Annotated in this window: 13 protein-coding genes; 1 reads left to right on the top strand and 12 read right to left on the bottom strand. The window is 63.9% G+C overall.

Going from position 1 to position 12,043, the window contains the following annotated elements:
- Positions 1–75 precede the first annotated feature (75 nt).
- On the bottom strand, positions 76–1,275 hold the full coding sequence (locus OJF58_RS05650; RefSeq protein ID WP_300779380.1) for an IS256 family transposase: 1,200 nt from the start codon (positions 1,273–1,275) through the stop codon (positions 76–78).
- A gap of 737 nt (positions 1,276–2,012) precedes the next feature.
- The gene (locus OJF58_RS05645; protein ID WP_300782428.1) at positions 2,013–2,282 is read right to left on the bottom strand and encodes a hypothetical protein; all 270 of its coding nucleotides are present in this window, start codon (positions 2,280–2,282) and stop codon (positions 2,013–2,015) included.
- Between the two features lie 510 nt (positions 2,283–2,792).
- Here OJF58_RS05645 and OJF58_RS05640 point away from each other — a divergent pair.
- The gene (locus OJF58_RS05640) at positions 2,793–3,659 is read left to right on the top strand and encodes a transglutaminase family protein (protein ID WP_300782426.1); all 867 of its coding nucleotides are present in this window, start codon (positions 2,793–2,795) and stop codon (positions 3,657–3,659) included.
- A gap of 19 nt (positions 3,660–3,678) precedes the next feature.
- Here the strand turns inward: OJF58_RS05640 and OJF58_RS05635 are convergent, their stop codons facing one another.
- The 10 genes from OJF58_RS05635 to OJF58_RS05590 form a co-directional block, all read right to left on the bottom strand.
- On the bottom strand, positions 3,679–4,299 hold the full coding sequence (locus OJF58_RS05635) for an exopolysaccharide biosynthesis protein (protein ID WP_300782424.1): 621 nt from the start codon (positions 4,297–4,299) through the stop codon (positions 3,679–3,681).
- A 190-nt stretch (positions 4,300–4,489) separates the two neighbouring features.
- Positions 4,490–5,788: an IS701 family transposase gene (locus tag OJF58_RS05630; RefSeq protein WP_300779852.1), complete on the bottom strand. Its 1,299-nt coding sequence runs from the start codon at positions 5,786–5,788 to the stop codon at positions 4,490–4,492.
- 564 nt (positions 5,789–6,352) lie between these two features.
- Positions 6,353–6,817: a hypothetical protein gene (locus tag OJF58_RS05625; protein WP_300782422.1), complete on the bottom strand. Its 465-nt coding sequence runs from the start codon at positions 6,815–6,817 to the stop codon at positions 6,353–6,355.
- Positions 6,818–6,889: 72 nt separating this feature from the next.
- A complete protein-coding gene (gene groL / locus OJF58_RS05620) occupies positions 6,890–8,518 on the bottom strand; it encodes a chaperonin GroEL (protein WP_300782420.1) in 1,629 nt (542 codons plus the stop codon).
- 41 nt (positions 8,519–8,559) lie between these two features.
- On the bottom strand, positions 8,560–8,874 hold the full coding sequence (locus OJF58_RS05615) for a co-chaperone GroES (protein WP_300782417.1): 315 nt from the start codon (positions 8,872–8,874) through the stop codon (positions 8,560–8,562).
- A 162-nt stretch (positions 8,875–9,036) separates the two neighbouring features.
- Positions 9,037–9,300 (bottom strand): hypothetical protein, encoded by a 264-nt coding sequence (locus OJF58_RS05610; protein ID WP_300782416.1) that lies wholly within the window; start codon positions 9,298–9,300, stop codon positions 9,037–9,039.
- A 220-nt stretch (positions 9,301–9,520) separates the two neighbouring features.
- Positions 9,521–9,745, bottom strand: coding sequence for a hypothetical protein (locus OJF58_RS05605; protein WP_300782414.1), 225 nt, complete (start codon positions 9,743–9,745; stop codon positions 9,521–9,523).
- Positions 9,746–10,074: 329 nt separating this feature from the next.
- Positions 10,075–10,512, bottom strand: a complete 438-nt coding sequence (locus tag OJF58_RS05600; RefSeq protein ID WP_300782413.1) for a hypothetical protein — start codon at positions 10,510–10,512, stop codon at positions 10,075–10,077.
- Between the two features lie 202 nt (positions 10,513–10,714).
- Positions 10,715–10,978, bottom strand: a complete 264-nt coding sequence (locus OJF58_RS05595) for a hypothetical protein (RefSeq protein WP_300782411.1) — start codon at positions 10,976–10,978, stop codon at positions 10,715–10,717.
- Between the two features lie 691 nt (positions 10,979–11,669).
- Positions 11,670–11,978 carry a hypothetical protein gene (locus tag OJF58_RS05590; RefSeq protein ID WP_300782410.1) on the bottom strand — a complete coding sequence of 103 codons (309 nt, stop codon included), beginning with the start codon at positions 11,976–11,978 and terminating at the stop codon, positions 11,670–11,672.
- Positions 11,979–12,043: the final 65 nt, after the last annotated feature.

Here is a 12,043-nt window from a genome sequence, read left to right as displayed (position 1 = left end):
GCGCGGATCGTGCCCCGAGACGTGGTGTAGCTGGCGCTGAGTCAGCACAGCGATCTTCGGCGTGAGCCGGATCGATCAGGCAGCCACAGCAGGCAGCCCGACGAGAGGATCATCGCTTACGGGGGCGATGCTTTCCAGCGTGATGTAGCGGGAGCGCTGGACGGCCCACTCGTCGTTCTGCTCGAGCAGGATGGCCCCGACGAGTCGAACGATGGCCGCTTCATTGGGGAAGATGCCGACGACCTCGGTGCGGCGCTTGATCTCGCCGTTGAGGCGCTCCAGGGGGTTGATCGAGTGCAGCTTGACCCGGTGCTGTGCCGGGAAGCTCATGTAGGCGAGCACATCGGGCTCTGCCTCGTCCATCAGGGTAGCCAGCTTGGGGACCTTGGGTCGGAGCTGATCGGCGACACGCCGCCACTGCGCACGCGCCTGCTCGGCATCGTCCTGGGCGAAGGCGGTGGCGATGAAGGCCGAGACCACGCGGCGTCCGCTTCGGCCGGCATGCGCCAAGGCGTTGCGCATGAAGTGGACGCGGCAGCGCTGCCAGGTGGCGGTGAGGATCTTGGAGATCGCTGCCTTGATACCTTCATGGGCGTCGGAGATGACCAGCTTGACGCCGCGCAAGCCGCGGCGCGTCAGCTTCCTGAGGAACGCCGTCCAGAAGGTCTCGGCTTCGGACGGGCCGATATCCATGCCCAGCACCTCGCGCCGGCCGTCGGCGTTGACGCCGACGGCGACGATGACGGCGACCGAGACGATGCGGCCGGCCTGGCGCACCTTCACGTAGGTGGCGTCGATCCACAGATAGGGCCAGTCGCCCTCGATCGGCCGGTCGAGGAAGGCCTTCACCCGCTGGTCGATCTCCTCGCACAGCCGGCTGACCTGGCTCTTGGAGATGCCGCTCATGCCCAAGGCCTTGACCAGGTCGTCGACCGATCGGGTGGAGACGCCTTGGATGTAGGCCTCCTGGATCACCGCGGTCAGGGCCTTCTCGGCCATGCGGCGCGGCTCGAGGAAGCTGGGGAAGTAGCTGCCGCGGCGCAGCTTGGGGATGCGCAGCTCCACCGTGCCGGCCCGCGTCTCCCAATCCCGGTCGCGATAGCCGTTGCGCTGGGCCAGTCGCGTGGCGCTCTTCTCGCCATGGGCGGCGCCGGTCAGCGCACCGACCTCGATCTCCATCAGGCGCTCGGCAGCAAAGGCGATCATCTCGCGCAGAACGTCAGCGTCAGGGGCCTTCTCGACAAGCGAACGCAGGTCCATCATCTCTTCGGTCATCGGTGGTTCCTCGCGTGCAGGTTGGAGCTCGCAACCAAACCCTAACCGGAAATCGCCGGTGACCCCCGCAAGGCCGCTCCCTCGCTACGGCGCCATCAAACAGCGCGCTCGCTCGCGGCCTTGCTCTCCCCAGCTACACCACCATCCGGGACACGACCCCGGCGCGCGATCAACTATCAGATTAGCAACTCAGGCGAACGTTGGAGGCGGACTAGCATCCGGCCTGCTCAGCTCTCCCGACGAGACCGCATCTTGATCAGTGGCACTCGACTTCGCGGATCACGGCCGCCAAACGGTCGGGTGACAGTCGACCCGATGGAGCGGGTCGTCGTTGTCGTTGCAGTCGGAGAGGATGTCCATGACGAGGCTTCTGACCTCGCGTACCCGCTCCATCGTGTCGTGGCATTTCCGAGAGTGGATTGGCGGTGGGCGCAGTCTGCCACGAACTATTCTCCGGCGCCGTTGCCCGTAACAGGGAAAATAGCAGGGAATTCCATCGAATCGTAGGTGTCCTAGCCCACACGAACCTACTCCGAGGTCGATTTTCCGGGCCTTTCTGGCACTTGCGGGGAGATTTCGAACAGGGAATCCCAAGTCTGGGAACAGGGATTGCCTGCCGCGGATCTGGGAAGGGAAAGCCTCCGAGCAGCGACCGCCAAAAGGTGGCCAACCCCACAGCGCGGGATAGCCATTTAGCGGCGGCGCCGGGCGCCGAGGCCGCTCCGTCCGGAGCAGCGTCAGCTTTTGGTAGCTGCTGGAGTCGCCAGCATCCCTCCACAGGCGCGTGCCACGTCGGAATCGGTCGTCTTGCTGCCGGGCATGAGTGCAAACCGGCTCTTTTCGACGATCGCGCCGCGCTCCCATGAACTCGACTTGGCGAGCGCCGCAACCTGCGCCGCGCCGTCGGCCTGGGCGCGGAACCGTTCGGCGCAGATCGGCGCCAGTACCGCGACGACAGCGTCGCGGGCCGAGCCAACCGCCTGCTGGCGGGCACTGCCACCAGTCACTCAGCCTCCCCAGGTGAAGCCGACGATCGCACAGAGCACGGCGCCGCCGACGGCACCCCATAGAATGGGCCTTGTGTTGGCTGGAACTTGCATGGCAGATCCTTTCACGGCCGGCGTGCGGCCGTCATGTCGGCGCCCGCAGGATTGCGTAGCCGACGATCAACAGGATGAGAAAAAAGCGGAAACAGAACGGGCGGGGCGAGCCAGCCGCGCATCGGTGACCTCGCGAATTGGGGCGGGAGTGCACGGACCTCTCAGCCATCGCAAGCCGACGCTTGGTTTGCGATGCTAAAAGATCCGTACACGGTACAGGTGGGCGCACGTCCAGTGGCGAGCTGATGGAACTCGGGAGGGACTGCCAGCCTGGACGTGACTCAGGCGGACCGTCCGTTCATGGTCCTCACGCCACGAGGTCCGGCTTGGCGTGGCCAAGCTGCACGAGTTCGCAGTCGGGATCAGCAGGCGCCCGACTCCGCAGCCCGGGCCTCGAGTTGCCGCCGGGAGTCTCCAATGACCGTGCTCAGCATCCGCCACAAGACGACCTATCGTTATCGCGAGCTGGTGCAGCTGGGGCCGCACCGCTTAATGTTGCGGCCACGCGAAGGCCACGACCTGCGTCTGCTTTCCTCCCAGCTCGACATGTTGCCTGCGGCAACGCTGTCATGGACCAATGACGTATTCAGCAACGCTGTCGCCACGGCGAATTTCTCCGATCTGACCGAGCAGCTGACGATCGAAAGCCTGGCCGTCGTCGAGCTCGCCGCCGGGCCGTGGCCGGTGTTCGATATCGCGGCCTCGGCCATCCGCTATCCGTTCGACTATTCCGACGACGAGAGGACCGACCTCGGCGCGCTGGCGCAGCCGCATTATCCCGATCCGCCGGCGAGGCTGGCTGATTGGGCGCGGGGCTTCGTGCGCAGCCAGGGGACCGATACGCTGGCGCTTCTGAAGGACCTGGCTGCTGGCGTCGCGGCAGCGATCTCCTACCAAAGTCGCGACCAAGAGGGCACCCAATCTCCGGTGCAGACGCTCGGCCGCGGTTGGGGGTCGTGCCGCGATATCGCCGTGCTGTTTGCCGAGGCGGCACGCACCTTGGGTTTCGGAGCGCGCCTGATCTCGGGCTACCTGTACAATCCCGATCGCCCGCTCGCTGCCGCCACCTCCGAGGGAGGCTCGACGCATGCCTGGGCGGAGATATTCCTGCCGGGCGCAGGCTGGATCACCTTTGATCCGACCAACCGCGCGGTCGGCGGCCATGATCTTATTCCGGTCGCGGTCGGCCGCATCATCGACCAGGTGATGCCGATGACCGGGACATTTGTCGGCACAAGCGATGCCTACCAGGGTATGTCGGTCGAGGTTCAGGTGACGTCCTAACGCGAGTGCCGAGCGTGCTTCAGCCTGGTGTCGCGGGATCGATCCAGTCGATGGTTTCCACCGTGCCCCACAGCATCGCCCCGGTGGCCGCAAGCGAGGCGAGCGCGGCAATCAGGGCGACCACGAGCGCGACCCCATCCTCTTCCAGGTAGGCCAACGCCAGCAGCATGATGACCAGCGCCGGAAGGATGTGGCTGAAAGGCACAGGGGAGATCAACGAGAGGCCCAACAGGAGCATCACGGCGCCCGTCAGCCGTTTGGTGGTTTCGAAGGGAGTGCGCCAGCGCGGGCGCACCAGCCGTTCGATCCACTCGAGCCGAGGTGCGACGATGCCAATGATCCGCGCCAGCCTCTCGACGCCGATTTGCTTGCGCACAATCAGGCGCGGCAGAGCGGCGACGTCGTGACCGAGCATCATCTGGACCGCGGGCCAGGCAATCAGCACGCCCATGACGGTGGAGGCGCCGGGAATGAACGCGATAACGGCCATCATAAAGAGGGTCAGGCCGAACGAACGCTCCCCAAGCTGCTGCATCAGCCAGCCGACCGAGACGCGTGGTTGTTCGGCCCGGTCCAGTATCCTCGCGAGATGGACCGACGTCGGGAGGAAGACTGATGATTCAGCGCGATCCTGGGCCACGGTTCTGAAGCAAGCACTTTGCTCAGTCTGGGGAGCCACGGTTCTAGTCTTACTGCGTCACAAGTTCCGGGTCGTTGATGTTTGTTTGATGGTTATTGCGCAGCACGGACATCGTACGAGGCGCCGGACAATCGCTGCGGCCAGTCTTCGCCGCAAGGTCGTGATCGAGTTGGGAATGTGACGCTCGGTTCTAAGCGGCGGATCCGCGGGGTCGATAATTGTCGGGAAGGCGAGGCGCTTGGAAAGCCGTGGAGGAACGCAGTCCTGAGGGGGGAATCGTCTCCCGCTCGGAGATCAGGTATCCGTAAGCGGCGATGCAGAGCGTGGCGTGATGGTGGAAGCCGCGCCAGCCTCGCCCTTCAAAATGCCCGAGGCCGACTTCCTGCTTGAGGTCCTGGTAGTCACGCTCGATGCGCCAGCGCAGCTTGGCGAGCTCGACGAGACGGGCAAAGCCGATGTCGGAAGGCAGGCTCGAGAGCCAGTATTTGGTCGGCTCCTTCTCGCCTTTGGGCCATTCGATCAGAAGCCATTCTTCCGGCCAGGGCTCGCTGCGATTGAAGTCCCGATGGGCGATGCGAATGCGCAGCCGGGCAAAGCGCGATTTGAGCGGCACATTCGTGCCTTCGCGCCAGGTGATCGTTTTCCAGGCCTTGGTCGGAAGGCCGAAGGCCAGGTCCCTGACCTTGACCGGTCGGTGCTCGGCATCGCGGCGCAGCCGCTTGGTGGGCCGTCCGCGGCCAGGCACATAAGGCTTGGGCGGCAGAGGACTCGTGCCCGGCGCCCATACCGTGGTGCTCGACAGAATGCCGGCAACATAGGACAGCTCGAGCGCCCTGAGAGCCGTGCGCAGCGCGATGTGGGTACCGTAGCCCGCATCCATCAGCACCGCTCCGCGTGGCAAGCCCGCCGCGCAGGCCGCACGAATCTGATCGAGCGCGATCTCGATCTTGGTCTGAAAGCCGATCTCTGTCGGCACGCCCGCCTTCTTGCGACGCACGGGATCGCCGGCCCAGGCCTCCGGCAGGTAAAGCCGATAAGCCACCGGCAGGCTGGCATGGGCGTTGGCCAGCGACAATGATACGGCGACTTGGCAATTGTCCTGCTTGCCAAGTTGTCCGCAATACTGCCGCGCCACTCCCACCGAGTGCATGCCCTTCTTGGGAAAGCTCGTGTCATCGATGATCCAGGCCTCGATCGGTCCCGCACGCTCGATCACGGGCAGCACTATGGTCCGCACCTTGGCCAGGACCTTCTCGTCCGACCAGCCGCCCTCGCCGACAAAATGCAAAAGCGACTGATGCTGCGCTGCCGTCCGCTCCGGCGCAGTCACCGCCGCCAGCGGCTCCACACTCTTGCGCTCGCAGGGCATCAACAGCCCCGTGCAGTAGTCCCGCAGCGGCTTGGCACGGTCCGCGTGACCGATCACCCCAACAAGATCATCAACGTAGGCTGCAAATCGCGCCTCGCTGCCCGCTGACCGGCGATCCATTCAAGCTCTCCTTCCTGAACGAATCGCCAAAAGCTACGCCAATCTCCGCCGCGCACGCCCTGTGGCTTTCTGACTCAGTAAGACTAGAGCCTGATCCGGGCAATGCAAGCGGGGCCGTCATTCATGCGGACGGCACTGGCTTTGGCGGGTCCCTGACGGGCGTACGCTCACTCGGAAGATGGCTGCAATCTGATGTCAAGGACCTGAGAATGCCCTATCATCATCTGCTCGTAGCCGTCGGCTCTCCACTCATGACCGGATGCCATTCCATGGCGGCAGCACAGTGTTCGGAAGCGGATCGATGTTAGCGAAAAGCATCGTTTGCCGCGCGGCGGGATACTGGCTAAATCGCCATCCGATGCCGAGTCGGCCGCCACTTTTTCGGCGGCATGGAAGGCCAGCTGCGGTGAAGGGAAGAAACGATCGTCCGTGATGACTCCAAAGATGTCACGACGGTGCACCACGTTAATAGCACCGGGGCGGTCAATAGCGGGACGGCGTCTACTTTCTCTCTTCGTCTTTCCTAAATTTCGACGTTGCTGGGGACAAGTGACTGACGGCCCTCTAACCATGTATCGACACGCCGGCCTCGTGGCCAAATGCGAAATTGTTTTTGCTGAAGAGATGCAGGGTAAAAAAGAGCAGGGCGGCGGCAAGCACGCCCCAGGCCAGCGCTGTCGCAATTCTTAACTTCGTTCTCTTGTTGTCGACATATTCGCCTTGCAGTAGGGGAATGGCCTGCGGGACTTGCCCCGGCAGCCAGTTTACCAGACGCGCGGCGATGGCCTCCGATTCCGATGCCTTCCAGTCTCCTTCGGGAAGCATCGCAATCGTCACGGCGAAGACCCGAGCCGCTGTCTCTCGGGGCAGGCCCGCCAATCGGGCGGCTTCCTGCCACGGGTCGAAGCCCAGCCGCGTCAACGCGGAAAGAACCGTAAGCGGCCCGCCGACCTGTTCCTCACCGATGGCGGCGAACAGAAACGCGTTATACGGAGAGTGACCGAGGGAGTATTCCGGACGCAAGGTCATGAGGCCTCCTGTTCCACCTGTCGTCGCGGGCGTGGGATACTGCTCTGCCCGCGAGGACAAGAAGCGCCGGGCTTAGAAGCCCAGATCGCCACCGCCAGGCATTCCCTGTGGCACGGTCCTGGACGGCGCTTCCGCCACCATGGCCTCGGTCGTGATCAGCAATCCGGCCACCGACACCGCGCCCTGAAGCGCTGCGCGGACGACCTTCGTCGGATCGATGACGCCGGCCTTGATCATGTTGACGAACTCGGCCTTCTGGGCGTCGAAGCCGAAATTGCTGTCCTTCTGGTCGAGCATTCGGCCGGCGACCACGGCGCCGTCGAAGCCGGCGTTCTCGGCGATCTGGCGGATCGGCGCCTGGAGGGCACGGCGCACGATCTCGATGCCCACTTGCTGGTCATGATTGGTACCCTTCTTGCCTTCCAGGACGCGGGTCGCATAGAGCAGGGCCGCACCACCGCCTGCGACAACGCCTTCCTCGACCGCAGCCTTGGTCGCATGCATGGCGTCCTCGACCCTGTCCTTCTTCTCCTTGACCTCGATCTCGGTGGCGCCGCCCACCTTGATGATGGCCACGCCGCCGGCCAGCTTGGCCAGCCTTTCCTGCAGCTTTTCGCGGTCGTAGTCCGAGTTCGTCTCCTCGATCTGCGCCTTCAGCTGGCCGACCCGGTTCTCGATATCCTTCTTCTTGCCGGCGCCGTCGATGACGACGGTGTTTTCCTTGTCGATGCGCACCTTCTTGGCTGTGCCCAGCATGTCAAGGGTCACATTCTCGAGCTTGATGCCGAGATCCTCGCTGATCTCCTGGCCGGCGGTCAGGATGGCGATGTCCTCCAGCATGGCCTTGCGGCGGTCGCCGAAGCCCGGCGCCTTGACCGCTGCGACCTTGAGCCCTCCGCGCAGCTTGTTGACGACCAGCGTCGCCAGCGCCTCGCCTTCGACGTCCTCGGCCACGATCAACAGCGGCCGGCCCGACTGGGCGACCGCCTCGAGCAGGGGCAGCAGGGCCTGCAGGCCCGATAGCTTCTTCTCGTGGATGAGGATGTAGGGATTCTCGAGCTCGCAGATCATCTTGTCAGCGTTGGTGATGAAGTACGGCGAGATATAGCCGCGATCGAACTGCATGCCTTCGACGACATCCAGCTCGGTCTCGAAGCTCTTGGCCTCCTCGACCGTGATCACGCCCTCGGTGCCAACCTTGTCCATCGCCTTGGCGATCATGTCGCCGATGGCCCGGTCGCCGTTGGCGGACACCGTACCGACCTGGGCGATCTCCGCGCTGGTCGAGACCTTCTTGGAACGGCTCTTGAGCTCTTCCATCACCCATTCGGCAGCGAGGTCGATGCCGCGCTTGAGGTCCATCGGATTCATGCCGGCGGCCACCGACTTGGCCCCCTCGCGCACGATCGCCTGGGCAAGCACGGTCGCCGTGGTCGTGCCATCGCCGGCGCTCTCTGACGTCCGGGTCGCCACCTCTCGCACAAGCTGAGCGCCCATGTTCTCGAACTTGTCTGAAAGCTCGACCTCCTTGGCGACGGTGACGCCGTCCTTGGTGATGCGCGGTGCGCCGTAGGATTTGTCGATCAGGACGTTGCGGCCCTTGGGACCGAGCGTGACTTTTACCGAGTCGGCCAGGAGATCGACGCCCCGCATCATGCGGGTGCGGGCATCTCCGCCAAATCGTACTTCTTTTGCTGCCATGATTCTTATTCCTTGTTTGAGCTTTGAGACTTGAAAGGGCCTTACGCCGCCTTCTTGGCGACGGCCGGGCTGTCGATGATGCCCATGATGTCCGATTCGCTCACGATCAGGAGATCTTTGCCATCGAGCTTGATCTCGGACCCGGACCACTTGCCGAACAGGATGCGGTCGCCTGGCTTGACGTCGAGCGGCACCACCGCGCCATTGTCGTCGCGGGCACCAGGGCCGACGGCAACGATCTCGCCCTCCATCGGCTTTTCCTGCGCGGCGTCGGGAATGATGATCCCGCCCGTCGTCTTGCCTTCGGGGCCGACGCGGCGAATGAGCACGAGATCGTGCAGCGGCCTGAATTTCATGGCATCTCACTCCAAATTTTCGGGGCGTTGGGAGGCGAGCGCTCGGCACTCGCGATGCAACAGCTGGTAGAGAGATGGTGATGCCCAAGCAGCGCACAAGCGACGTCTGTTCGAAATGATCCAATCGCGACGACTTTTCGGCCGTCACGGGCAAAATAGGTCCTAGTCCCGTTCATCCGCCTCCACGAGGGCGGCCCATTCCACGGGATCGATGGCCACGACCTGATGCTGGCCGCCCGTCACCGAGAGGGCGGGCAGATGCAGCAGTGTCGCCGTGCGGCGCCAGGCCAGGAAGGACAGTCCAGGAATCTGCTCTTCCTCGATAACAAGTCGATAGGTTCCGGCGGGCTGCGTCGTTTCCAGGGCAGCAAGAACGAAGGGATGCCGGAACGTGGTCGCGATCTCACTGCTGCGCATGCGCGTCATTATGGGCTCCATCTCCAGACAGGGCAGGCAGCGTCGAGACCTAGCTCGCCACAGATGAGGTCGAATCCGTCCATGAGCCAGGGTGTGCGGCGCTTCTTGCCAGACCTTTATCGTTCTCCTCGCCGTCGCCGCTGTCCTTGAGTGTGGCCGTCAGCTCATCGCCCCGCCGGTCCCGATGAGATAGGAGTGGACGTCCTGTTTTTTGACGCGCCGGTTTCTCTCAGGGAGAGAGGTTGCGTCCGTCCATCAGGATGTCGACCTCGCGCTGGGCAGCCTCCTTCTTGATGTTGTACTTCTTCACGATCTCGCCGATGAGCTGATCGTTGGTGGTGATGTTGGTCAGGTCCCGCTTGGAGAATTTAGTCCACTTCCGGGCGATCTCATTGAGAACATCCTCCCGGTCTGGATTCATTGTGGACGAATGGCTGCTTGTGCCCGTTGTCATGCTTTTCTCCTTGTCCTCAGGTCGCCGGTGTCGTGCGTCGAACGATCGTCGCTCGAATGCCCTCCCGGCAGATGGTGCCGATACGCCCCATTGTGAGGGGCAAGGTCAGTTCTATTTCCCCCCAGTCCCGGCCGAAAGCACTGGACATCGCTGCAGACAGCGCGGCTCAAACGTCGGCCCTACACGACCGGCGAGCTGATTGAGCTCGACCCGCATTGAGGCGCCGCCGCGGGAGCGCTCCGACAGAACATATATTGACCCTTCCGCGTGAGGTAGCGACTTAGTCCCTGGCCCGGGCAGGGAATCCTGAGCCCCCAGGCTCTGCCGCTCTACACAAAGCCATCAAGTCCAATGCCGAGGAGCCGATGCTCACCCCGATGCTGACGAGAAGTGCCACGGCGAGCGGCATCTCCTTGCCGAGTGACAGGTTCCACCAGCGTCGAAAAGCTTTTTCGTGAGCGACCTGCCGCAACGACATTGACTGGATTGTAAAGCATTCGGTCATCATGGACCTTCCTACTGGGACTTCGCTGCAAGTTCTTGCCGAGGCCTTCCTTCCGTCGGATGCACGACCGCATCCCGTCCACGATCCATCTCTCGGTCATGGTCGTCGCCTCGATTTTGGGCGTCTGGCTGTTCTCGCTGTAGCACCGCTTCGAGACCGCACGCTGGGCGCGGCGCTCCGACTGGGATCCCACCGTGGCGTCGATGGAGGCGTCGTCCTGATTCGGCACGCTGCGTCTGTTGCACTGGCTGACCGGCAACATCAGCTTCCACCACCGTCCACCATCTCAACACGCGCGTGCCGAGCTACCGGCTCGCCGCGGCGCACAGGGCTGTGCAGGCGCTGTGGCCGATCAAGCCCTCAGCCTGTGGGGCGGGCTGCGCGCGCCGTGGCTCACCCTGAGGGACGAGGCGGCGGCTGGCCAGCTTCCGCGAGGCCGCGCGGGCGGCCGCGTAAACCCTTATCTAGCCGGAAAGCTTCCAGAGCCTTGTCGAGCATCGCCGAATCGCGGCGCAGGCGAAGTCTTCGCAGGTGGCGCCGTCGTCGGCCTTGGCTCCCCGGATGGCCGCCTTCGCCAGGTCCGCATCCGATCGATGTAGGGCAAACGGCACGGTTCCGAAGCCGAGCGCGCCGGCAATCCGTCCTTTCCAGGTCATGGGTGCTTGTACAGGGCATTCCCGCCCAGAAATGATCGGAGGAGTCTCTGCGCCCGGAAAGAAATAGGCCATTCTCCCCCTTACAACCTTGGAGCGGCGGGCCCATCTATCAAGTAGCGTCGCTCGACGATCCCGCCCTTTCAGCGGGTCCCCAACGATCTTTCCAGGACCGACCGGCTTCGTTGAGGGCCCGTTCGTCGTCCCGATGCGCTCGCTGCAAAGGAAATACGTGAAAAAGCCAATCGAACTCATGATGTCGCGGCACAAGGCCAGCGCTTTGCGGCCGGAAGGCCCGCTAACCGTCGAGCGTCTCCTGCGAAGCGAAGTTGCCCTTCACCGCCTTCTCGCGAGCAGTCGCCGGGCGGCGTCGACGCAGATGTCGACAGTGCGGCGGGCGAAGGCGGCGGAAAAGATGCCGCGGGGATCTGTGGCGGGGGCTGCTTAGGGAAAGCATCACGGACGCTTCAGTGCCCGTGGGAAAGAACCGGCAATGTCGTACTCGGCCGAAGCGCAGGAAAAGCGGGAGATGGCGGCTCGGGCGCGCCGGCTCGCCGGCTCCGTCACGAGAGAAGCGGATCGGGAAGGACTGATTCGCACAGCCCGACAGCTGGAGAGCGAAGCCCAGGAGCTGCAGGGCCAAGCCGATCTGCAGGCCGACAACGTCGACAGCCCTCCATCGCACCGCCAACCCTAGTCATTTGGCCGCGCGCCGAATCGATCACGGGCGACCGGCTGTCGAAGAAATGACGGACCGCGAAAGGACTTACGGGTCTTCGGCGCTCGAGACGGACAGCCGCTCGAAGTCCTCCAGCACCGCCGCAATCAGCCGCCTCGTCCGGGCATCGCCGCCGGCCAGCGTCTCGGCGTGAAGCCTGAGCAGATATTTCGCCTTCACGGCGGCCTCTTCCCAGGTTGCCGCCGGCAGGGCTAGGAACTGCTCCTCCGCCTCTACTCGGAGCCGGTGCAGCTTTGCCTCGTGCGCTTCGACTTCGGAGAGCAGCCGCCGCGATTCCGTTGCTCGTTGGGCAGAAAGCCCGCGATGCTGGTCGAGATCGATCGGCTTTTCCGTCACGACATGTCGCCTTCCGGGCCGGAGACTAAGTCGGGGTGCGCAGCAGCGCGTAGGCGACGACCATC

It is taken from the genome of Enhydrobacter sp., from assembly GCF_030246845.1.
Lineage (GTDB): Bacteria > Pseudomonadota > Alphaproteobacteria > Reyranellales > Reyranellaceae > Reyranella.
This window is presented reverse-complemented; position numbering and strand designations above follow the sequence as displayed.